The organism is Streptomyces sp. MMG1533 (assembly GCF_001279775.1).
Taxonomy (GTDB): Bacteria; Actinomycetota; Actinomycetes; order Streptomycetales; family Streptomycetaceae; genus Streptomyces.
In genome coordinates this window covers 12,293-35,285 of sequence record NZ_LGDG01000200.1, presented here as the reverse complement: position 1 = coordinate 35,285, position 22,993 = coordinate 12,293, and the positions used below count along the sequence as shown (strand labels likewise).

The 22,993-nt window shown below is 70.7% G+C and carries 17 protein-coding genes and 1 pseudogene; 2 read left to right on the top strand and 16 right to left on the bottom strand.

Annotated features, from left to right (window positions below; all coding sequences use genetic code 11):
• Window positions 1–569: 569 nt before the first annotated feature.
• The 14 genes and pseudogenes from obgE to ADK57_RS19410 all read right to left on the bottom strand — a co-directional run.
• The gene (gene obgE, locus ADK57_RS19475) at window positions 570–2,006 is read right to left on the bottom strand and encodes a GTPase ObgE (RefSeq protein WP_053750748.1); all 1,437 of its coding nucleotides are present in this window, start codon (window positions 2,004–2,006) and stop codon (window positions 570–572) included.
• Between the two features lie 103 nt (window positions 2,007–2,109).
• Complete coding sequence (gene rpmA, locus ADK57_RS19470) at window positions 2,110–2,364, bottom strand: 50S ribosomal protein L27 (RefSeq protein WP_020940020.1); 255 nt, start codon at window positions 2,362–2,364, stop codon at window positions 2,110–2,112.
• A gap of 14 nt (window positions 2,365–2,378) precedes the next feature.
• Entirely contained in the window at window positions 2,379–2,699 is a 321-nt protein-coding gene (gene rplU, locus ADK57_RS19465) for a 50S ribosomal protein L21 (RefSeq protein WP_007381993.1), read from the bottom strand.
• A 178-nt stretch (window positions 2,700–2,877) separates the two neighbouring features.
• The gene (gene rfbC / locus ADK57_RS19460) at window positions 2,878–3,471 is read right to left on the bottom strand and encodes a dTDP-4-dehydrorhamnose 3,5-epimerase (protein WP_053750747.1); all 594 of its coding nucleotides are present in this window, start codon (window positions 3,469–3,471) and stop codon (window positions 2,878–2,880) included.
• 11 nt (window positions 3,472–3,482) lie between these two features.
• Entirely contained in the window at window positions 3,483–5,492 is a 2,010-nt protein-coding gene (locus ADK57_RS19455; RefSeq protein WP_053750746.1) for a glycosyltransferase family 2 protein, read from the bottom strand.
• 434 nt (window positions 5,493–5,926) lie between these two features.
• Window positions 5,927–7,360 (bottom strand): VCBS repeat-containing protein, encoded by a 1,434-nt coding sequence (locus ADK57_RS19450; protein WP_053750745.1) that lies wholly within the window; start codon window positions 7,358–7,360, stop codon window positions 5,927–5,929.
• A gap of 100 nt (window positions 7,361–7,460) precedes the next feature.
• A complete protein-coding gene (gene rfbD, locus ADK57_RS19445; RefSeq protein WP_053750744.1) occupies window positions 7,461–8,339 on the bottom strand; it encodes a dTDP-4-dehydrorhamnose reductase in 879 nt (292 codons plus the stop codon).
• The gene (rfbB, locus tag ADK57_RS19440) at window positions 8,336–9,349 is read right to left on the bottom strand and encodes a dTDP-glucose 4,6-dehydratase (RefSeq protein ID WP_053750743.1); all 1,014 of its coding nucleotides are present in this window, start codon (window positions 9,347–9,349) and stop codon (window positions 8,336–8,338) included. Before rfbB ends, rfbD begins: the two co-directional genes overlap by 4 nt.
• On the bottom strand, window positions 9,346–10,413 hold the full coding sequence (locus tag ADK57_RS19435) for a glucose-1-phosphate thymidylyltransferase (RefSeq protein WP_053750742.1): 1,068 nt from the start codon (window positions 10,411–10,413) through the stop codon (window positions 9,346–9,348). The genes rfbB and ADK57_RS19435 overlap by 4 nt, the downstream gene beginning before the upstream one ends.
• 214 nt (window positions 10,414–10,627) lie before the next feature.
• The gene (locus tag ADK57_RS19430) at window positions 10,628–14,674 is read right to left on the bottom strand and encodes an Rne/Rng family ribonuclease (RefSeq protein WP_053750741.1); all 4,047 of its coding nucleotides are present in this window, start codon (window positions 14,672–14,674) and stop codon (window positions 10,628–10,630) included.
• Window positions 14,675–14,921: 247 nt separating this feature from the next.
• Window positions 14,922–15,701 (bottom strand): TIGR03936 family radical SAM-associated protein, encoded by a 780-nt coding sequence (locus ADK57_RS19425; RefSeq protein ID WP_053750740.1) that lies wholly within the window; start codon window positions 15,699–15,701, stop codon window positions 14,922–14,924.
• Between the two features lie 48 nt (window positions 15,702–15,749).
• Window positions 15,750–16,862 (bottom strand): hypothetical protein, encoded by a 1,113-nt coding sequence (locus ADK57_RS19420; RefSeq protein WP_053750739.1) that lies wholly within the window; start codon window positions 16,860–16,862, stop codon window positions 15,750–15,752.
• Between the two features lie 15 nt (window positions 16,863–16,877).
• Window positions 16,878–17,411, bottom strand: a complete 534-nt coding sequence (locus ADK57_RS19415; protein ID WP_053750811.1) for a GNAT family N-acetyltransferase — start codon at window positions 17,409–17,411, stop codon at window positions 16,878–16,880.
• A 92-nt stretch (window positions 17,412–17,503) separates the two neighbouring features.
• A pseudogene (locus ADK57_RS19410) lies at window positions 17,504–18,088 on the bottom strand (M20/M25/M40 family metallo-hydrolase); the annotation flags it as partial.
• Window positions 18,089–18,126: 38 nt separating this feature from the next.
• Here ADK57_RS19410 and ADK57_RS19405 point away from each other — a divergent pair.
• On the top strand, window positions 18,127–18,603 hold the full coding sequence (locus tag ADK57_RS19405) for a hypothetical protein (protein ID WP_199830627.1): 477 nt from the start codon (window positions 18,127–18,129) through the stop codon (window positions 18,601–18,603).
• Window positions 18,600–19,184: a TerD family protein gene (locus ADK57_RS19400; protein ID WP_053750737.1), complete on the top strand. Its 585-nt coding sequence runs from the start codon at window positions 18,600–18,602 to the stop codon at window positions 19,182–19,184. The genes ADK57_RS19405 and ADK57_RS19400 overlap by 4 nt, the downstream gene beginning before the upstream one ends.
• Before the next feature lie 192 nt (window positions 19,185–19,376).
• Here ADK57_RS19400 and ADK57_RS19395 read toward each other — a convergent pair whose 3' ends face one another.
• Both ADK57_RS19395 and ADK57_RS19390 read right to left on the bottom strand, forming a co-directional pair.
• On the bottom strand, window positions 19,377–21,347 hold the full coding sequence (locus ADK57_RS19395; RefSeq protein WP_053750736.1) for a TIGR03960 family B12-binding radical SAM protein: 1,971 nt from the start codon (window positions 21,345–21,347) through the stop codon (window positions 19,377–19,379).
• A gap of 88 nt (window positions 21,348–21,435) precedes the next feature.
• Window positions 21,436–22,944: a CYTH and CHAD domain-containing protein gene (locus ADK57_RS19390; RefSeq protein WP_053750735.1), complete on the bottom strand. Its 1,509-nt coding sequence runs from the start codon at window positions 22,942–22,944 to the stop codon at window positions 21,436–21,438.
• Window positions 22,945–22,993 lie beyond the last annotated feature (49 nt).

The following is a 22,993-nucleotide window of genomic DNA, read 5'->3' as shown; positions in this document are numbered from 1 at the left end:
CCGGTCGCCACCCCCTCGCCGCCGACGAGGAGCCTGTTCTTGCCAGTGCGGCCGTCGCGCCGCCCGAGAGCAGGACGACTGCGTGCGAGTCGGGCTCGTGGACGCTGGTGACACGGACGCCGAGGTCGGCGATGCCGTCGCCGTCGGGGGGTGGCCGGCGACGGGGTCGCGACACCCGCGGTGGCAACCGGAAACGCGGTGGCGGTCGCCGCCGGCAGCGCGAGGGCGATCGTGACAGGACGCCGCGCGCTACGACGGGAAACAGGCTCGGGCACGTCGACTCCGGCTGCCGAATGGACAGTTGACCGCGGAGAGCGTCAAGATCCTCATCCGCACTGCCCAGTACGACTCACCGGAGCGAAGGTTGGTTGCCTGCCGTATACCGGAATTTTTGCTGGAGTTAACACCCGCCGTGCCGTCCGGCGCCATGCCGCGCCGTCCGGCTGGAACGGCTCGGACGGCTCGGACGGCTCAGACGGCTCAGACGGCTCAGACGGGTCAGACGACTAGAACGGCTCAGACGGCTCGGACGACTAGAACGGCTCAGACGGCTCAGACGGCTCGGACGACTAGAACGGCTCGAAGTCCTCGAACTCCTGCGTCGCCTCGTCCCGCTCCGCCTGCCGGTCCCGACGCCGCTGTGCCGCGGGCCGCGGTGCCTCGAACCGGTGGTCCTCACCACGTCGGCCGAGCATCTCCGCACCGGCCATCGCCGTCGGCTCCCAGTCGAAGACGACCGCGTTGTCCTCGGGGCCGATGGCGACGCCGTCGCCCGAACGGGCCCCGGCCTTCATCAACTCGTCCTCCACACCGAGGCGGTTGAGCCGGTCCGCGAGATAGCCCACGGCCTCGTCGTTGCTGAAGTCGGTCTGCCGCACCCAGCGCTCGGGCTTCTCGCCCCGCACCCGGAACAGGCCGTCCTCCTCGAGCGTCACGGTGAAGCCCGCGTCGTCGACGGCCTTCGGCCGGATGACGATCCGCGTGGCCTCTTCCTTCGGCTTCGCCGCCCGGGCCGCGCCGACCATCTCCGCCAGTGCGAAGGACAGTTCCTTCAGCCCCATGTGCGCCACCGCCGACACCGCGAAGACCCGGTAACCCCGAGCCTCCAGGTCCGGCCGCACCATCTCGGCGAGGTCCTTGCCGTCCGGTACGTCGATCTTGTTCAGGACGACGATCCGCGGCCTGTTGTCGAGCCCGCCGTACTCCCGCAGCTCCGCCTCGATGATGTCGAGGTCGGACACCGGGTCGCGGTCGGACTCCAGCGTCGCCGTGTCCAGCACGTGCACGAGCACACTGCACCGCTCCACGTGGCGCAGGAACTCCAGGCCAAGGCCCTTGCCCTGGCTGGCGCCCGGGATGAGACCGGGCACGTCGGCGACGGTGTAGACCGTCGAGCCGGCGGTGACCACGCCCAGGTTCGGCACCAGCGTGGTGAACGGGTAGTCCGCGATCTTCGGCTTGGCGGCCGACATCACGGAGATCAGCGAGGACTTGCCGGCGCTCGGGTAGCCGACCAGGGCCACGTCCGCGACGGTCTTCAGCTCCAGGACGATGTCCTGCAGGCCCCCCGGCTCGCCGAGCAGCGCGAAGCCGGGCGCCTTGCGCCGCGCGGAGGCCAGCGCCGCGTTGCCGAGGCCGCCGCGGCCGCCCTGCGCGGCGATGTAGGAGGTGCCGTGCCCGACCAGGTCGGCGAGCACATTGCCGGCCTTGTCGAGGACGACGGTGCCGTCCGGCACCGCCAGGACCAGGTCCTGTCCGTCCTTGCCGGAACGGTTGCCGCCCTCGCCGGGCTTGCCGCTGGTGGCCTTGCGGTGCGGGGAGTGGTGGTAGTCGAGCAGCGTGGTCACGGACTGGTCGACGGTCAGGATGACGTCACCGCCGCGCCCCCCGTTGCCGCCGTCCGGGCCGCCCAGCGGCTTGAACTTCTCCCGGTGGACGGAGGCACAGCCGTGGCCTCCGTTACCCGCGGCGACATGCAGCTCGACGCGGTCCACGAAGGTGGTCATGGGATGTGCCTCCAGTTACGTACGGGATGTCTTCTGTGCAACACGCGAAAGGCGGACCCGCTTCCCGTGAGGGAAGTGAGGTCCGCCTCGCGAAGATTTCCGATCAGGCGACCGGAACGATGTTCACGACCTTGCGGCCACGGTGGGTACCGAACTCCACCGCACCGGGCTGCAGCGCGAACAGCGTGTCGTCGCCGCCACGGCCGACGCCCGCGCCGGGGTGGAAGTGGGTGCCGCGCTGGCGGACCAGGATCTCACCAGCGTTGACGACCTGACCGCCGAAGCGCTTCACGCCGAGCCGCTGGGCATTGGAGTCGCGACCGTTCCGGGTGGACGATGCGCCCTTCTTGTGTGCCATGTCTCCTCAGTCCCTTACTTCGCAGCCGCGGGGATCTCAGTGACCTTGATCGCCGTGTACTGCTGGCGGTGGCCCTGACGACGGCGGTAGCCGGTCTTGTTCTTGTAACGAAGGATGTCGATCTTCACACCCTTGTGGTGGTCCACGACCTCGGCCTGGACCTTGATGCCGGCCAGCACCCACGGGTCGCTGGTCACAGCGTCGCCGTCGACAACGAGCAGCGTAGAGAGCTCTACGGTGTCGCCAACCTTGGCAGTGGAAATCTTGTCAACCTCAACGATGTCGCCGACAGCAACCTTGTGCTGGCGACCACCGCTGCGCACGATGGCGTACACGCGGATCTCTCTCTCACTCGGGAACGGCACCCCCGCAGTCCAGCCGCCCGGCAGGCGAACGGCCTCTTCGGAACACCGTGTGCTCCGAAGGAAAAGGTTTACGGGGATGTGGCACGTCAGTGGACACGCCGACGGTCCAGGTTACGGGCCGCTTCAGGCGTGGTCAAACTGGGACCGGTCAGCCACCGAGGCTCTCCCGGTAGGCCACGCAGTCCTCGTAGGAGGGCAGCAGGCCCTGCTCGCGCGCCTGGTCCAGGGTGGGTGCCTGCTCGTCCTTGGCGGAGAGCAGCGGGGCGATGTCCGCGGGCCAGTCGATACCGAGGGCCGGGTCGAGCGGGTGGATGCCGTGCTCGCGCTCGGGGGCGTATCCCTCGGAGCAGAGATAGACCACGGTGGCGTCCTCGGTGAGCGCCATGAAGCCGTGGCCCAGGCCCTCGGAGAGGTAGACCGCATGGTGGTCGCGGTCGTCGAGGCGGACCGCCTCCCACCGGCCGAAGGTGGGCGAGCCGGTCCGGATGTCCACGATCACGTCGAGGACCGCGCCGCGCACGCACTTGACGTACTTGGCCTGGCCGGGCGGCACGTCCGCGAAGTGGATGCCGCGCAGGGTGCCCCGGCTGGAGACGGACATGTTGGCCTGGGCCAGGGTGAGCGGGTGGCCGGCCGCCTCGGTGAAGAGAGGTGCCTTGAACCACTCGTGGAAGCTGCCCCGGCCGTCGGGGAAGACCTTCGGCTCGTGCACCCAGGCGCCGGAAATGGAAAGTGGTCGCATCGCGGGGATCCTCAGCTCTTCTTCTGCTGGTTCGTCAGGGCGCGCTTGAGGCGCCCGGCCGCCCGGCGCCACAGCGGACGCGGCGGTGCGGGCTTCTTCGGGGCCGGCTTCGCCGACTTCTTCGCGGCGGGCTTGGCCGGCGGGGTGTGCCGGTCGATCACCCGGGCGGTGCCGTCGGCGCCCACCACCACGTCGACCGGGAGCCGGGTCCAGTGTGCCTGGCCACGGGCGGCGGACGGCACACCGATCCGGACCGCCCAGCGGCGCCCGGTGAGCTGCTCCAGCGGCAGCGGGGCGCTCACGGTGCAGCCGTCCACCACGGCGTCGGCGGCGATTTTGCCCACGTTCTTGCGCTCGAAGCGGAGCTGTACCGGATCTCCGGCATCCGCCGCGAGGTGCAGCGGCAGCGGGAGGCGGACGGTGGAGCCGTCGACCACGGCCGCGGCCGGGTCCATCAGCGCCACTGCCTCGCGCTCCAGCTTGCCGGTGTGCTGGTCGACGTCGAAGGAGAGATTGCCCGGCCCGTCGGTCCAGTACGGCAGGACCAGCCGCCTCGGCTCACCGATGAGCGCGGCCAGGCGCCCGGCCTCGACGGCTTCGCCGCGCACGGCGCCGAGCCGGGTCTCCTTGCTCCAGCCGCAGGACTTGATGCGCAGGTGCAGGTCCCAGATCCCCTTGGTCAGGGGCTTGCCCACGGCCGCGGTCTGCGGGTCGAACACGGCGCGTGCGGTGATCTGCTGGCGGAAGGAGCCGTCCCCGGCGTCCAGCCGGTGCGGCTCGCTGTCCAGCGGGAGGTAGTACTGGGTGGCGTCCTCGCGGTGCCGGACCACCAGGTCCACGTCGCTGCGGTCCACCGGGGCGTCCAGGTCGATGCCCTGGCCGGCCAGTGCCTCCAGCGCCTTGCCGGAGAGCGGCAGGCCGAGCAGACTGCGCTCGCCGTCCCGGCGGAAGGTCATCGGGGCACCCTCGACCTGGTACTCGGCGCTGAGGCCGATGTTCAGGACGCCTCCCTCCCAGGCCAGGGAGGACAGGCTGCCGGTGGGCTTGATCCCGGCCTCCCAGCGGGCGAGTTCCCGGATGTCCTGGTAGAGGTCGGCGGCGATCAGCCCGGCCACCACCCGCTGGGTGGGGGCGACACAGGCGAAGACGCCCGGTCCGAAGCGTTCGGTGACCACGCCGCGGATCTCGCGGTAGAGGTCCTCTGCATAGTCCTCGGGGAGCTTGAGGAGTCGGTTGCCGCGCAGCCGCTCGACCATCTCGTTGCGCAGCCAGCGGCTGAACAGCTTCTCGCGCAGCGGACCCGGCTCGGTGAGTTCCTCGACCACGTCGAGGGCCTCGCGGAGGTTCCGGAAGTAGCCGGCCGGGTCGAAGCGCTGGAAGCCGGCGTTGGAGCCGTCGTCCCGGGTGATGTGGTAGTAGCAGAGGTAGTCGCTGAGGACGGCGACGCTCTTCGCCCGAAGGTAGGCCTCGGCGACAAAGACGTGGTCCTCCAGTCGGCGGCGGCCCTCCTTGAAGCGGATGCCGTGCTCGTCCAGGAACTCCCGGCGGAACATCTTGTGCGGGGTGAGGCTGTCGATCAGCGGCGCGTTCTCCACGGTGGCGCGCGGCCGGTTGACCCGGAACAGTTCCTGCGGGACCGGGCGGCCGATGCCCGCCATCTTGCCTACGACGACATCGGCGTCGTTCGCCGTGCCGTAGTCGTACATCCGCTCCAGAGCCTCGTCACCGAGCCAGTCGTCGTGGTCCACGAACATCACGAACTCGCCGCGAGCCGCCGCGATACCGGTGTTTCGCGGTTTCCCGGACCAGCCGGAGGCCTCCTGGTGGATGACGTGTATGTGCGGGTGCTCGGCGGCAAGCCGGTCCAGGCGCTCGGGCGTTTCGTCGGTGGAGCCGTCGTTCACAAAGATCGCTTCGAACTCGGTGTCCGGGAGGCTTTGGCGCAGCAAACCAGAGATGCAGTCCTCGACGTACTTCCCCGGATTGTAGACCGCTACAACTACGCTGACCTTGACTGCCATCGAACGCCCCGCCTATATGAAGGCCCTCGGCACCCCACCGTGCCGAGAGAAAAATTGTGAGAGATAAGCCTACCTGGTCAGGCACTCGACTCTTCCCAAGAGATCGCGTCCGCGACGCTGTTCAACACAGGGGAAGCGCCCAGGCCTTGCTGTGCCGCGCCTTCACGGCCCGCTTCTTATTCACCCCCCCCTTGGCATTCTTACCCTTCTCGGTGATCACGAGATTGTGATGGACGCGCATGCCCACGACATTCAGGTCTGTATACGGCGGCCGGTGGTCCTCGCCGACGAACTCCTCGTAATTAAGGGATCAGTAAGAACGCTTCAGCAGCCCGTGCTCGTATTCGGATCGTCCAGTTCCGCATTGCCCTGCCACCGCGGCCAGTACGAGCTGTCGTCGGAGACGGCCGCGAGACCGGTCGGCGCACAGCGGCTCAGTCCAGGGCGTACCCGAACCAGGCCTTGGAGGCGGGAGCGCCGATCGCCTTCGGTCCGAAGAGGAGAGCGGCGTCGGTGGTGATGCCCTCCGGACGACCACGCAACAGTGCGACGGCGCCGTTCCGGCCGTCCTCGCCGATCGCGGCAGCGGCGAGGTCCGCGTAGCCGTTGCCGTTGATGTCCACGAGGCGGACCGCCCCGCCGAGTTGGTCACTCGCCTCGGCGCTGCCGGGAACGCCGGCGGTGTTCTGGGTGAAGAGCTGCGCCCCGGCGCCGGTGAGCCCGGACCTGCTGCCCTGCAGCACCGCCACCGCACCGACCGCCGAGAGCCAGCCGGGTTCCGACTGCACCCCGAGGTCCTCACCGGGCACTCCGACGGCGAGATCGTCGATACCGTCTCCGGTGACGTCACCGACGGCCAGCGAGTAACCGAATCGATCGTCGAATTCGGCGGCTCCGGGCACTCCCGGGGTGTTCTGGCTGACCGTCACCTTCCGGTCCGACAAACCGCTTCCGGCGCCGTAGACGACATCGACCCGCTCGTTGCCGTCGCCCGCGATGAAGTCGTCGTATCCGTCCCCGTTGACATCTCCCAGCACGGCGGACCGGGTGTATCCGGGCGTTCCGCCTCCGTTGTTGCGCGGAGAGAGGCCCTCGGCGCTGCCGAAGTAGAGCTCGGTGGAGTCGCTGCCCTCGCCGTGGTACTCGGCGATCGCCAGATCGGCGAATCCGTCGCCGTTGACATCGCCGCTCGACGCCGACCACACCTCGGTGAACTTGGTGGACTCGTCGCCGAAGTGGGAAGTCCTGGCGGGAATCCCGGCGCGCGAGACGGGGCCGTACCAGATCACCGAATCCGTCCCCTGAGGGTCGTCCATCCCGGTGTGCGCGGTCCGGAACAACGCGACGTCGGCGTGGCCGTCCCCGTCGAAGTCGCCGACCTGGGAGAGCGTGCTGTACGTGGGGACCGAGGTGCCGCCGGTGAGGCCGCTCGCCGAGCCCCAGACGATGACGGCGTCCTTTCCGCCGACTCCGCCGATCACCAGGTCGGCGTAACCGTCTCCGTCCAGGTCACCGTGCGACAGCGCGGACCCGAAGCCCTGTCCCTCGTCGGGTGCGCCGGGGACGCCCGGGGTGCTGCGGCTGATCACGGCCCGGCGGGCGGTGGACAGACCGTGCGGCCCGCCGTACATCACGGCCGCGTACCCGGCGTCCTTGAGTCCGCCCACCGTCCCCCGGGTGCCGCTCACCGCGAGGTCCGCGTAACCGTCTCCGTCGAAGTCGTCGTGCACGGACGCCCTGACCCGCTTCACCGGGCTCGCGGCACCCTGCGCGGCGTCCGTGCAGGCCACCAGGAGCCCGGCCGTCACCAACCCGGCCGCAAGCAGCGCGGTGGAGCGGGACCTCGCACGGGCCGCAGAGGGAGACATCCAATGGCCTTCCGGTGGACTGGAGATTGCCTGTCGCCCAACCAGACTGCTCCGAAAGGAAATTGGTTGTACGGCTTATGCACCCCCTCTGCCCCGGCGGTCAGCCCCGCACCGACGGGAACGCCCGGCCGAGCGCCTCCCGCCAGTCACCGATCGGCTCGATGCCCGCCGCCGCCCACCGGTCGTGCCCCAGCACGCTGTACGCGGGACGGGGCGCCGGCCGTACGAAGGCCTCACTGGTCGTGGGGCGGACCCGCTCGGGGTCGGCGCCCAGCTGCTCGAAGATGGCCCGCGTGAAGCCGTACCACGTCGTCTCGCCGCCGCTGGTGCCGTGGTAGACACCGGCAGGTGCGGTGCCCGCGAGGGCGCCCTGTCCGAGGCTGACCAGCCGGTCGGCGAGGTCGGCGGTCCAGGTGGGCTGGCCCCGCTGGTCGTCGACCACGTCGAGGGTGTCCTTGACGCCCTCGAGCTTGATCATCGTACGGAGGAAGTTGCCGCCGCCCGCGCCGTACAGCCAGGCCGTGCGCACCACGTAGCCGGTCTCCGGGAGCACGGCGAGGACCGCCTTCTCGCCCGCCAGCTTGGTCCGGCCGTACGCGCTGCGCGGCGCGGTGGGCGCGTCCTCGGCGTACGGCTTCTCCGCGTCGCCGGCGAACACGTAGTCCGTGGACACCTGCAGGAGCACGGTCCCGGTCTCCGCACACGCCTCGGCGAGGTGGCGCGGGCCGTCCCCGTTGATCCGCAGCGCCTCGTCCTCACGGGCCTCGGCGTCGTCCACGGCCGTCCAGGCGGCGCAGTTGACGACCACGGCCGGACGGTGTGCGGTCAGCGCCGCCCGTACCGAGGCCGGGTCGGTGATGTCCAGGTCGGTGCGGGTGGCCGCGACGGCCGGGATCCCGGCGGCGTCGAGCCGCGCGAGGACGTCCTGCGCGAGCATCCCGCCCGCGCCGGTGACCAACCAGGTCCGGTTGTCGGTCACAGCGCCGCCCGCTCCTTCAGCGGCTCCCACCAGGCCCGGTTCTCGCGGTACCACCGGACCGTCTCCGCCAGGCCCTGCTCGAAGCTCTTGCGGGGCTCGTAACCGAGCTCCTCGCGGATCTTCGTGCAGTCGACGGAGTAGCGGCGGTCGTGGCCCTTGCGGTCCTCGACGTACTCGACGCTGGTCTCCCAGTCGGCGCCGCACGCCTCGAGCAGCAGCCCGGTGAGCTCCTTGTTCGAGAGCTCGGTGCCGCCGCCGATGTTGTAGACCTCGCCCGCGCGGCCCTTGGTGCGGACCAGGTCGATGCCCTGGACGTGGTCGTCGATGTGCAGCCAGTCGCGGACGTTGCCGCCGTCGCCGTACAGCGGGACCTTCTTGCCGTCGAGGAGGTTGGTGACGAAGAGCGGGATGACCTTCTCGGGGAAGTGGTGGTGCCCGTAGTTGTTGGAGCAGCGGGTGACGCGGACGTCCAGACCATGGGTGCGGTGGTAGGACAGCGCGATCAGGTCGCTGGACGCCTTCGCCGAGGAGTAGGGCGAGTTGGGCTCCAGCGGGTGGGTCTCCGGCCAGGAGCCCTCGTCGATCGAGCCGTAGACCTCGTCGGTGGAGATGTGCACGAAGGTCTTGATGCCGGCCCGGTGCGCCGCGTCGATGAGCGTGTGCGTGCCGACCACGTTCGTACGGACGAACTCCGCGCCGCCGTCGATGGAACGGTCGACGTGCGACTCTGCGGCGAAGTGCACGACCTCGTCGTGCTCGGCCATCAGCTTGCCGACCAGCTCGGGGTCGCAGATGTCGCCCTGCACGAAGGCGAATCCGGGGTGCGCGCGCACCTCGTCGAGGTTGGCCGGATTGCCCGCGTACGTCAGCTTGTCCAGCACGGTGATCGCGACATCACCGGGCCCCTGCGGGCCGAGCAGCGTACGGACGTAGTGCGAGCCGATGAACCCCGCGCCGCCGGTCACCAGGATCCGGGTCGGGTGGGTGGGAGAGGACGAAGGGGCCGTCATGAAGAGATCTGCACCTTGCTGTGATCACCGAGCACGAGCCGGTGGGCCGAAGGGTTGCGGGGAGCCGGCGTGACCTCGACGTCACGCCCGATCAGCGAGGCCTCCACCCGGCGCACGCCGGTCACGGAGGAGCCGCGCAGCACGATGGAGTACTCGATCTCGCTGTCCTCGATCCGGCAGTCCTCGGAGACCGAGGTGAACGGGCCGACGTACGCGTCGTTGACCACCGTGCCGGCACCGATGATGGCAGGTCCGACGATCCGGCTGCCACTGACCGTGGCACCCGCCTCGATGCGCACCCGGCCGATGATCTCGCTGCTCTCGTCCACCGTGCCCGCGTTCACCGGCTCCACGGTCTCCAGGACGGACCGGTTGACCTCCAGCATGTCGGTGACGTTGCCGGTGTCCTTCCAGTAGCCGGAGATCGTGGTGGAGCGGACGTCACGCTTCTCGTCGATCAGCCACTGGATGGCGTGCGTGATCTCCAACTCGCCGCGCCAGGAGGGCTCGATGGAGCGGACGGCCTCGTGTACGGCCGGGGTGAACAGGTAGACGCCGACGAGTGCCAGGTCGCTCTTCGGCTCCTTCGGCTTCTCCTCCAGGCCCACCACCCGGCCGTCGCCGTCGAGTTCGGCGACACCGAAGGAGGTGGGGTTGGGCACCTTGGTCAGCAGGATCTGCGCGTCGGGCCGCTCGGTCCGGAACTCCTCCACCAGACCGGTGATGCCACCGACGATGAAGTTGTCACCGAGGTACATGACGAAGTCGTCGTCCCCGAGGAAGTCCTGGGCGATGAGCACCGCATGGGCGAGCCCCAGCGGCGCTTCCTGCGGGATGTAGGTGACCTTGGTTCCGAACCGGGAGCCGTCGCCCACCGCCTCGCGGATCTCGTCCGCGGTGTCGCCGACAACGATGCCGACCTCGGTGATTCCGGCTTCGGCGATCGCTTCCAGGCCGTAGAAGAGCACAGGCTTGTTGGCGACCGGCACCAGCTGTTTGGCCGAGGTGTGGGTGATCGGGCGGAGGCGGGTGCCCGCTCCCCCGGAGAGCACGAGAGCCTTCACGTATTGCGCCCCAATACTGTGCACACGCGGGAATTAGAATCCCAATTTGTCTGACTTTAGCGTCAATCTCGGCTCACATCATAACCTTGCCGGTGGACCATTGATTCACCTTTCGTTCACACGCTCGACCGTGTCCCGGCTCGGGGCCCGGAAAACGCAATCCGCCCCCGGTCGGGCGGACCTGAGGGCGGATCACGTTCTTCGTACGGGAAGGTCAGGCCTCGTCGGCAGGGGCCGAAACGGACCGGAGCGACTGCTGCTCGGCCGCCGCCGTCTTCTTCGACGCCGCCTTCTTGGCCGTCGTCTTCTTCGCGGCGGTCTTCTTCGCAGCCGTCTTCTTGGCCACCGTCTTCTTGGTGGCGGCCTTCTTCGCCGTGGCCTTCTTGGCCGTCTTACGGGCCGTCTTCTTGGCCGGAGCCGCTTCCTCGGCCTCGGCCTCGGCCGGCGCCTCCACCGCCTCCTCCGCGGCCGCCGGGACGACCACGACGGCCGCCTCCTCCGACGCGGTGGGCGCGGTGGCCTTGCGCACGGCACGGCGCCTCGGACGGGCCGGGGCGGCGCTCTCGGCGGATGCCTCGGCGACCGGCGCCGGAGCCTCCTCGGCCTGCGGCTCGGCCGTGGGCGCGGTCTCGGCGACCGTCACCACCGCCGCCTCGGCACCCTCGGGCGAACCGGCCGGCGCGGACACCTTGCGGGTCGCCCGGCGACGGCCACGGCCCTTGGGCGCGGCCTCCTCGGCGACCGGCTCCGCGACCGGAACCTCGACGACCGGGTCCTCGGCGGCGACGGGCTCGGCCTGCGCGACGGCGGCCTCCTCCGGCTGCACCGGACGCTCGACCTCTTCCTCGGCCGTGACGTCCTGAGCCGTGGGGGCCTCGGCCTCGGCCCTCTGCTCAGCACGCCTGTCGTCCCGCTTCGGCGCGCCCGCCGGAGCCGACGCCCGCCGGCCCGACCGACGCCGCGAACGGCCACGACCGGCCGCGGCCTCCGCCTCGGCGACGCTGCTGTACAGCTCCTCGTCCGGCTCGAACTCCGGCTCGGCCGGCGCCACGGGCTCGGCGACCTCGGCGGCCACTTCGGCCTCGGTCTCCTCCGGGGCCTCGGCGATCTCCACGGCCGCCTCGTGCTCGTGCGTGTGCCCGTCACCGCCGCGCCCGCGCTTGCGGCGCTTGCCGCCGCCTCCGGCGGAGGTCGGCTGCTCCATGTGGACGATGACGCCACGGCCGTTGCAGTGGACGCAGGTCTCGGAGAACGACTCCAGCAGCCCCTGGCCGACCCGCTTGCGGGTCATCTGCACGAGCCCCAGCGAGGTCACCTCGGCGACCTGGTGCTTCGTACGGTCACGGCCCAGGCACTCCAGCAGGCGCCGCAGCACCAGGTCCCGGTTGGACTCCAGCACCATGTCGATGAAGTCGATGACGATGATGCCGCCGAGGTCGCGCAGCCTGAGCTGACGCACGATCTCCTCGGCCGCCTCCAGGTTGTTCCTGGTGACCGTCTCCTCGAGGTTGCCGCCCTGGCCGGTGAACTTGCCGGTGTTGACGTCGACGACGACCATCGCCTCGGTCCGGTCGATCACCAGCGAACCGCCGCTCGGCAGCCAGACCTTGCGGTCCAGCGCCTTGGCGAGCTGCTCGTCGATCCGGTACGTGGCGAAGACGTCGACCTCGGAGGTCCACCTCTGCAGCCGCTCCGCCAGGTCGGGTGCGACGTGCGAGACGTACCCGTGGATGGTGTCCCACGCGTCGTCACCGCTCACGACGACCTTGGTGAAGTCCTCGTTGAAGATGTCGCGGACGACACGGACGGTCATGTCCGGCTCGCCGTAGAGCAGCGTCGGCGCGTTCGAGCTGCCGCCGTTCTTCGACTTCTTCTGGATGTCCTCCCACTGCCCCTGCAGCCGCTCGACGTCCCGGCGCAGCTCGTCCTCGCTCGCGCCCTCGGCGGCAGTGCGCACGATCACGCCCGCGTCCTCGGGGACGATCTTCTTGAGGATGGTCTTCAGCCGGGCCCGCTCGGTGTCGGGCAGCTTGCGGCTGATGCCGGTCATCGAGCCCTCGGGCACGTACACGAGGTAACGGCCGGGCAGCGACACCTGGCTGGTCAGCCGTGCGCCCTTGTGCCCGATCGGGTCCTTCGTCACCTGGACGAGCACGGACTGACCGGACTTCAGCGCGCTCTCGATGCGCCGCGGGCCGTTGCCCATGCCCAGCGCCTCGAAGTTGACCTCACCGGCGTACAGCACCGCGTTGCGGCCCTTGCCGATGTCGATGAAGGCGGCCTCCATCGACGGCAGCACGTTCTGCACCTTGCCGAGGTAGACGTTGCCGACGTACGAGGTCGACTGCTCCTTGTTGACGTAGTGCTCGACGAGCACGCCGTCCTCCAGGACGCCGATCTGCGTACGGTCGCCGTACTGGCGGACGATCATCACGCGCTCGACGGCCTCGCGCCGGGCCAGGAACTCGGCCTCGGTGATGATCGGAACGCGTCGGCGGCCCTGCTCACGGCCTTCCCGGCGGCGCTGCTTCTTGGCCTCCAGGCGGGTCGAGCCCTTGATGGACTGCACCTCGTCGGACGGCTCGGCGGGCTTGCGCGGCTCGCGGACCTTGACGACGGTGCGCTCGGGGTCGCCGTCACCGGGCTCGGCCTCGGTGGACGTGTCACCGGCACGCCGGCGACGACGCCGACGGCGACGGCTGCTGCTGGAACCGGAGCCGCCCTCGCGGTCGTCCGCGTCTTCCGCGTCTTCCGCGTCTTCCTCGGTCTGCTCGGTGTCCTCGGCGTCCTGCGCGGCCCGCTCGTCGGCGAGCTCGTCACCGTCGGAGTCCTGGCCCTCGCCCGACTCGGAGTCGGCGGACTCGCCCCGGCGACGGCGACGGCCGCCGCGACGGCGGCGCCGACGCGAACCGGTGTCCTCGCTCTCGTCACCCTCGGCGGAGTCCTCGGCCTCCTCTGCCTCCTCCGACTCCTCCTCCACGGCGGTCTCGGCGGCGGCCTGCGGGGCCTGACCCTCGGCCTCCTGCGCGGGGGCGGAGCCCCGGCGGCGGCGCCGACGCCGGCCGCCCTGCTCCTCGGAGGTCTCCTCGGTCTCCTCGACCACCTCGGGCGCGGGCTCCGGCTCGACCTCGACCTCGGCTTCGGCGGCCGCGGCGGCAGCGGCCCGCTGCGGCGTCTGGAACTGGGGCTCGGTGAAGACGGGCGCCTGGAACACGGCGACGGCGGGCCGGGCCGGCCGACGCGGAGCCTCGTCGTCCTCTCCGCCGGCCGGCTGCGCGGGCGCGGCAAAGCCGGTGGCGGCCTTGCGGGCGACCCGGCGACGCCGACGCGGGGAGGCGTCCTCGGGCTCCTGGGGTGCTTCGGCTCGCTCGCTCTCGACGGCGGCGGGAGCCTCGGGCTGGGGAGTGCTCGTCACCACGGCCTCCTCGGCCGACTCTGAGTCGGTACCGGCGGGCGCGGTCACCCGGCGTGTGGCACGCCGACGTGTACGACGCGGAGCGGCGTCCTCGGCCGCGGTGTCGGTGTCGATGTCGGTGGGGAGGTCCACCGCCTCGGCGACGGCCTCGGCCGTCTCGACGGCCTGCGCGGCCTCCAGCGTCTCGGCGGCATCGTCCGCCTTCGGCGCCCCGGCGGGCGCGGAGGCGCGGCGAGTGGCGCGGCGACGCGTGGTGCGCCCGGCGGGTGCCTCGGCCGGAGCCTCGACGTCCTCGACGGCGGCGCTCTCGGCAGCCGCGGGCACGACGACCTCGGCCGCCTCGGCAGCCTCACCGGATTCCGGCGCCCCGGCGGGCGCGGACACCCGACGCGTGGCACGCCGACGCGCACGAGGCGCGGGCGCGGCCTCCTCGGCAACCGGGCTCTCGACAGCCTCGGCCTCCTGCGCACCGGCAGCGCTCACCGGTACGACGGTCTCGGCGGCCTCGACGGCGGCAGAAGCCCCGGCGGGCGCGGACACCCGACGCGTGGCACGCCGACGCGCACGAGGCGCGGGCGCGGCCTCCTCGGCAACCGGGCTCTCGACAGCCTCGGCCTCCACCGTCTCGGTGCTCTCGGTGCTCTCGGCGAGTTCTTCCTCGTCGGTGACGAGGTCCTCGGCCTCCGCGGCCGGTACGACGGCCGCGACGGTCTCCTCCGGAGCCTCGGACGAGGCGACCGGCGGACCCGCCGGGCGTGACGCGGCACGGCGCCGACGACGCGGCGGCAGGGTGTCGCTGGGAGTGTTGGGTTCGGAACCCTCGGTGGGTTCGGTCGGTTCGAGCATGCGGGCATTTCTCCCGTCAGGCTCCCGGGCGCCGCGCCTGGTCCGGCGATGATGCCGGTGACGTCCGCGGCTCGCGCGTTGCGCGGTGCCGCCGTCCGGGGCGCGGGCGCCGCACGGGAGCTCTCTGTGTCCTGTCTCGCCGGTTCCGTACACCGAATGCGTACGGCCTGGCGAAAGTCTTCTGGTCGGTGCGCTGCCCGACCCAGGTGGCTCCCGAGTACAAGGGCGGCGCTTACGACGTACGTCCCTACGCGGAACCTTCCGGCACCGGCGCCGTCGCGGCGGCAGCCAAAGCGGCCGTCGAGAGGGCCGCCGCTGCCTCGCGGTCGGGCGCGAGCGGGTCGGTCACCGTGCCGGTCTCCTCATCGAACAGCCCCTGCGCCAGCCTGGTCACCGCTGCGGGGACCGGCGGCGCCAGGTCGGCCACGGCGCGGAGACCGGACAGGACGTCGTCGGGTCGAACGGCAGGCGTCACGTGCCGAACAACCAGCCGCAGTATCGCACAGGGCTGGTCGGTCGGCCTATCAGCCTGTGGACCGTGCGTTTCAAGGTGCGCGACCGCCGGGCGAGCGTCGAAGGTCCGTACGCCGTTTTTGGTCTTGCGCTGGACCTCGACGGACTCGGCGGTTTTGAAGACCGCGACCGCGCGTTCGGCGTCGGCCGGGTCCACGCCGTCCAGCCGCAGCTCCCAGACGGAAGCGGTGAGCCGGTCGGCGAGCCCGGAGGTCCGGGCCTCGACCGCGTCGATGACGTCGAGCCCGGCGGGCAGCGACTCGTCGAGCAGCAGCCTGAGCTTCTCCGGGTCACGCGTCTGTGTGAGGGCGATCTCCAGGTATTCCGCCTCACTGCCCGTGCCGGTGGGTGCGGCATTGGCGTACGACACCTTCGGATGCGGTGTGAACCCCGCCGAGTACGCCATCGGCACCTCGGCACGGCGCAACGCACGCTCGAAGGCGCGCTGGAAGTCACGGTGGCTGGTGAACCGGAGGCGGCCGCGCTTGGTGTAGCGCAGTCGGATGCGCTGCACCGCGGGTGCGGGCGGCGGGCCTTCGGGCTGTCGCTTGCCCAGTGTCGTTCAGTCCTTCGTGAGAGCGGTCGTACTACTACCAAGAGTACGTGTCTCGTGGCCCGGAGGTTCCCGCCGGTCGACCATCTTCGGCTGCCTAGGCTCCCCGAAGACCATCCGCCGGAAGTCGGCGCGCGCCTGCCGCACGGACTCACGGGCGGCGGCGAGGGCCTGCCGGGTGGCCCGCCCCACACTGCGCGCGGCCTCGGCCACGGGCCGCAGCACCACGTCCCGGACGACATGCCCGACCGGCGTCAGGACGGTCCGGTACACCCACCGCACGGGCTCCACGAAGATCCACCGGAAGAGGGTCCCGAGGAACCGCCCGACGGCGAGCGAGACGTACCCCGCGATCCGCCAGGCGTGCCCGAGCGCCGTCCCGATCTCCCGCCCGATGACGGCGAGCACGCGCCCGACGGGCACGAGGATCCAGCGCCACAGGGCGAGCACGGGCAGGACGAGGAGCACGCGGGTGATCCAGTAGAGGGCCATCCCGACCCCGGTGACGATCATGCTCAGGCACCACACGAGCCCCCTGGCACACCAGGCGATCGCCCGCCCGACGGGGGCGAGAACCCACTCGTACACCCACACGGCCGGCACGACGAGGAGATACCGCACCAGCCAGGCGACGACGGCGTAGATGCCGGCCCCCAGGGCGGCGAGCACAGCCCCCACTCCCCTGAGCACCCACATCACGCCGTGCCCGATCGGCGTCAGCATGCGCGCGTACACCCACGCCAGCCCGGCCCCGATCCCGCGCGCGACCCACGCGAGGGCATGCCCGAGAGGCGTCAGCACACAGCGGTACAGCCACCCGAGCGGCAGGACGACGAGCACGTTCCCCAGCCACGCGAGCGCTTTGCCGAGCGGCACGAGCACATACCGCCAGAGCCCCACGAACGGCCAGACGAAAACAGCCCGCCCGACCCAGAGCAACGCCCGCCCGAGGGGCCGCAGCACCACGTCGTTCAGGAACCGCCCCGTGACGACAAGCGCGTCCCACACCATCCGCACGGGCACGACCAGCACGAGCACGACGATCCGCACAGGAATGCGAATCGCGACGGCAAGACACCCCTCGGGGTGCTGCGGCTGCGGCTGCGGCTTCTCCAGATCCATACCGACGTAGACGCCTCAGTTCCCCGTCCGGATCCAGTACCGCAACTTCCCGCCCCGCTCGTCCTCGAATTCTCCACCGTTGGCCTCGATGACCTTACGGGAGCCGATGTTGGTGGTGTCGCAGGTGACGAGCACACTCCCCAGCCCCAGCGCCCGGGCATACGGCAGCACACCCCGGAGCATCTCCGTCGCGTGCCCCCGCCGACGGGCACTCGGGCGCACGCCGTACCCGATGTGTCCGCCGTAGTCCCGCAGGCGCGGCGTCAACCGGTGCCGTACCTGGATACGCCCGATGTAGTCGTCCCCGTCCACGTACCAGAACCAGGTCGCGGGAACGAACCCGTCGGGCCGCCTCCCCTCCTCCAGCTCCTCCTCCCGGACGGCCGCCACGTACCGCGCGAACCCCTCCGGTGTGTGCCAGCTGCCGCCGTGCACGCTCAGCTCCCGGAGGAGGGTGTCGCCGAAGTACTCGCCCTCGGCGACGTTCTCCCGCACGGCGGCCAGGAAGGAGGTCCGGAAACGGGTGTCGGGCGGGACGAGTCGAGGCATGCCCGAGTCTCCCGCGCCGCACGAGGCCCCGGCCACGGGATTTCCTGTGTCGCCGGCCCACGGGATGTCCTGTGTCGCGAGCCACGGGTTTCCTAGGTCGCGCACGCTGCCAGCAGGCCCGCGATCAGTGCGGTGCGGGAGGGGACGTGGTCCAGCAGGACGTGCTCGTGCCGGGCATGTGCCCCGTCCCCCACCGCGCCGAGGCCGTCGAGGACGGGACGACCGAGGGCCGCGACGAAGTTGCCGTCGCTCGCTCCGCCGACGGAGGTGTCCCGAGCCGTCCACCCCAGGTCGGCGGCGATCGCCTGCGCCTGTGTGAAGAGGAGCCCGGAGGCCGGGTCGGGCACCATCGGAGGGCGGGCCCAGCCGCCGGTGACGGCGACCTTCACCCGGGGGTCGGACGGCTGCAGCGCGGCCAGCGCGGCGTCGATCCGGGCCGCCTCGGCGGGCACCGCGATCCGTACGTCGATGCCGCAGCGGGCCTGCCCGGCCACGACGTTGCGCCCCGTACCGCCGCTGATCACACCGACGTTGACCGTGGTCCCCAGCTCCGGCGAGCCCAACGCGACGATCCGGGTGACGAGTTCGGCGAGGGCGTGCACGGCGCTCGCACCCCGCTCCGGGTCGAGGCCGGCATGCGACTCCACCCCGTCCACCGTCAACTCGAAGATGCCGCCGCCCTTGCGGGCCTGTCGGCGCGGTGTACGGGCGGGTCGTGGGCACCGTGCGGACCGGCCGGGACATCCCCGACCACAGCGCCATCCCGGGCACGGCTCACGCGGACGTCCAGCTCCGCTTCGTCGTGGGCACGGACCGGCAGAAGCTCGAACAGACCATCCGCGCCCACCTGGACGCCCACGCCTTCCCCATGGTCGAGGTGGAACTCCTCCAGGCCGTCCCGGCGACCCGCCTCAGCCCCGACTCCCCCTGGGTCCACTGGGCAACGGCCTCCCTCCACCGCACCACCGGCAAGCCCCCGGCCATCCTCCCCAACCTCGGCGGCACCCTCCCCAACGACGCCTTCGCCGACATCCTGGGCCTCCCCACGGTCTGGGTCCCCCACTCCCACCCGTCCTGCGCCCAACACGCTCCCGACGAACACCTGTTGGGCACGGTGGCCCGAGAAGCCCTGGCCATCATGGCGGGCCTGTTCTGGGACCTCGGCGAAAGCCCAGGCAGTATGTGCCCATGATTACGCTCACGAAGGAAGACGGCCCCGCGGATCTGGACGGGGTGACCCATCTGTCCATCGGGGTGTCCTGGGACCCCACCGCCGGCGCCAGCGGCGGGGTGATGGGCAAACTCCGCCGGAAGACCGGCACCGACCTCGACCTGATCGCCATCGCCATGCACGACGGGGACCCGGTGCGCCTGGCGGGCCTCGACTCGCTCGACCCCATCGGCAACGGCTCCCTGCTGCACAGCGGCGACAACCAGACCGGCCACGGGGACGGCGACGACGAGACGGTCACGGTCGAGTTCGCACGCATCCCGCCCCACATCACCTCGATCGTGTTCGTCGCCGCCGCCTACAAGAAGGGCAGTTCTTTCCAGAAGGCACGCAACATCAGCTTCAAGGTGTACGACGCGACCGGCGGCAGCACCCAGCAGGTCGCCGACATCTGGCCCAGCATGCTCACCACGGACAACGGCTGCGCCGTCGCCAAGGCCGTACGGTCCGGCGCCACCTGGAAGCTCGAAGTGATCAACGCGACCGGGAAGATCAAACAGGGCGACGAACTCGCCCTGATGCGCTTCGCCGCGAGCAAGTAGACGTAATTCGCAGGAAGTTACGCGGTCACGATTGCCGCCGGTGCGAAACACCGGCGGCACCGCGCACCACGCGCGCCCCGGACACGACTCGCCCCAGGACCTACAACCGGCGCAGGTCCCGTACTCCTCCATGTCCGCGTGCTGCTCCCGCGCGACACGGTCTCAACAACCCGGTCGAGTGCCTCACTCAGCTCAGTGCGTGTGACCGCTCGCAGCGGGAGCCGGCGCGGCGTTCTTGACCGTCAGGGGCAGCAGCTTCTTCCCCGTCGGGCCGATCTGGATGGACGTGTCCATCTGCGGGCACACCCCGCAGTCGAAGCAAGGCGTCCACCGGCAGTCCTCGACCTCCGTCTCGTCGAGGGAGTCCTGCCAGTCCTCCCACAGCCAGTCCTTGTCGAGGCCCGAGTCGAGGTGGTCCCAGGGGAGGACCTCCTCGTACGTGCGCTCGCGCGTGGTGTACCAGTCGACGTCCACGCCGAAGGGGACCAGGGCCTTGTCCGCGCACCGCATCCAGCGGTCGTAGGAGAAGTGCTCGCGCCAGCCGTCGAAGCGGCCGCCGTCCTCGTAGACCGCGCGGATGACGGCGCCGATGCGGCGGTCGCCGCGGGAGAGGAGGCCCTCGACGATGCCGGGCTTGCCGTCGTGGTAGCGGAAGCCGATCGAGCGGCCGTACTTCTTGTCGCCGCGGATCCTGTCGCGGAGCTTCCCCAGGCGGGCGTCCGTCTCCTCGGCCGAGAGCTGCGGGGCCCACTGGAAGGGGGTGTGCGGCTTCGGGACGAAACCGCCGATCGACACCGTGCAGCGGATGTCGTTGGAGCCGGAGACCTCGCGGCCCTTCTGGATGACGTTCATCGCCATGTCGGCGATCTGGAGGACGTCCTCGTCGGTCTCCGTCGGCAGGCCGCACATGAAGTACAGCTTCACCTGGCGCCAGCCGTTGCCGTAGGCGGTGGCGACCGTGCGGATCAGGTCCTCTTCCGAGACCATCTTGTTGATGACCTTGCGCATGCGCTCGGAGCCGCCCTCGGGGGCGAAGGTCAGGCCGGACCGACGCCCGTTACGGGTCAGCTCGTTCGCCAGGTCCACGTTGAACGCGTCCACGCGGGTGGACGGGAGGGACAGGCCGATCTTGTCTTCTTCGTAGCGGTCCGCGAGGCCCTTGGCGATGTCGCCGATCTCGCTGTGGTCCGCGGACGACAGGGACAGGAGGCCCACCTCCTCGAAGCCCGTCGCCTTCAGGCCCTTGTCGACCATGTCGCCGATGCCGGTGATCGACCGCTCGCGCACCGGGCGGGTGATCATGCCCGCCTGGCAGAAGCGGCAGCCGCGCGTGCAGCCGCGGAAGATCTCGACCGACATGCGCTCGTGGACCGTCTCGGCGAGCGGGACCAGGGGCTGCTTGGGGTACGGCCACTCGTCGAGGTCCATCACCGTGTGCTTGGAGACGCGCCACGGGACACCCGACTTGTTCGGTACGACACGGGCGATACGGCCGTCCGCGAGGTACTCGACGTCGTAGAAGGCCGGGATGTACACCGAGCCCGTCTTCGCCAGGCGGAAGAGGACCTCCTCGCGGCCGCCGGGGCGGCCCTCCGCCTTCCACTCGCGGATGATCCGGGTCATGTCGAGCACGGCCTGCTCGCCGTCGCCGATGATCGCCGCGTCGATGAAGTCGGCGATCGGCTCGGGGTTGAAGGCGGCGTGGCCGCCGGCCAGCACGATCGGGTCGTCGATCGTGCGGTCCCTGGACTCCAGGGGGATCCCGGCCAGGTCCAGCGCCGTCAGCATGTTCGTGTAGCCCAGCTCCGTGGAGAAGGACAGGCCGAACACGTCGAAGGCCTTGACGGGACGGTGGCTGTCCACCGTGAACTGCGGGACCTCGTGCTCCCGCATCAGCGCCTCGAGGTCCGGCCACACGCTGTAGGTGCGCTCGGCGAGGACGCCCTCCTGCTCGTTCAGCACCTCGTAGAGGATCATGACGCCCTGGTTGGGCAGACCGACCTCGTACGCGTCCGGGTACATCAGCGCCCAGCGGACGTCAGTCGACTCCCACGGCTTGACGGTGGAGTTGAGCTCCCCGCCGACGTACTGGATCGGCTTCTGCACATGCGGGAGCAGAGCTTCGAGCTGCGGGAAGACCGACGCAGCGACTTCGGCAGGCATGTCGCGAACCTTCGTGAGCTGGGCTGAACTGACAGGAGTGACCATCTAGCGTAACGCGAGCGAGACCACCCCCCGCACGCCCGGAATCTCAGAGGTCGGCCGCCCCGTCCTTGACCCCGTCCCAGAACCCGGGCAGCTCGGCCTCCACCGCCGCCGCCCGCTGTTCCTCACGCCCGTAGAGCAGGCCGTACGTGAAGGCGCTCTCCCCCGCCGCGTGGGCGACCGCGGACAGCTCGCGCAGGGTCTGCCGGGCCATCACGCTGTCCTGGTGTTCCCCGAGCAGGTTCTGCAGGGCCTTCATGGACTTGACCAGGTCCTTGGCCGGCTCGCCGAGGGCCGGCCGGGCCGCCTCCGCCGCGTAGCGGGTGCGCTTGGTCTTCTTGCGGGCCTCGTGCACGGCGACGTCCCGGTCGGTGCCGGGCTCCAGCTCCAGCGCCTGCTCGACGAGCCCGGTGACCTTGCGGAAGTCCTTCTTCACGGCCTTGGCGATCACCTTGCCGACTTTCTTCTTTCCGGCCGCCTTCAGCAGCGGCGGGTCGGCGATCAGCGTGTCCAGGGCATCGAGCAGGGCGAGGTAGCGGCGGGAGTCCAGGATGCCGATCAGCCGGCCGCTCGCTCCGCCGGGCCTGTCGCCCGCCCAGATGCCCAGCCGCTCGGCGACCGGGCCGGAGACCAGGGTGCGGGGCACCTCGTCGAGGGCGGCCGTCAGGCGTTCGGTCAGCACCTCGCGGTCCCGGTCCACGCCCAGCTCAGCGGCCAGCCACTTCAGCTCCTCGCTGATCGGATCGGTGACGGCCTGGTCGAGGACCTTGTCGTACGACTTGAAGGTGCTGCGCATCCGGCGGGTGGCGACGCGCATGCTGTGCACGGAGTCCTCGACGTCCTGGCGCACGGCCGGGTCGAGCTCGACGATCGCGTCCCGCTGGACCCGGACGTACGCGAGCACGTGGTCGCCGGCGGTCACCGCGTCCTCGGGAGACCCGGCCGCGCACCTCTTCTTCGGGGCGGTCTCCGCGAGGGCCCGCGCCAGCTTCGAGGAGGAGGCGGACGGTCGTACGCCCGCCTTGCGCAGCCGCTTCTCCACCTTGTCGAGGAAGCCCGGGTCGCCGCCGTCGGCGAGTTCCACCTCGATCTCGGTCCACTGGGCGACGCCGTTGCCCCCGGCCAGCCGCTCGGCGTGGACGGCGTCCACGCTGACCTCGGCGAGCAGCCGCCCCTCCGAGTCGAGGAGGTCGCGCACGTCCCGGGCCGAGCGCAGCCGGACCACGGGCAGCAGTTCGGCGTCCCGGACCCGGGAGCGGACCAGCCCGGCGAGATCGTCGGGGAGGGTGTCGGAGAGCGGGGCCTGGATCTCGTCGCGCACGCCCTGGGCGACGGGCACCTTCAGGTGCCAGCCCGCGTCGGAGCCGCCGGTGCGGCGGCGCAGGGTGATCGAGGACGCGGCCAGGCGTTCGTCGGCGGTGTCGTAGTAGGTGGCGTCCAGTTCCATGACGCCCTTGTCGAGGACGGTCTCGACCCCGGCGACGCCGATGAGGTCGGGCAACCCACTGTCGTCGGACTCGTACTTGCGCTCGATCTCCCGCTTGATGTCCGCCATGACCCGAATCTAGTCGCAGTCGGGCCGGTACGGCAGGGGGCAGCCCGTG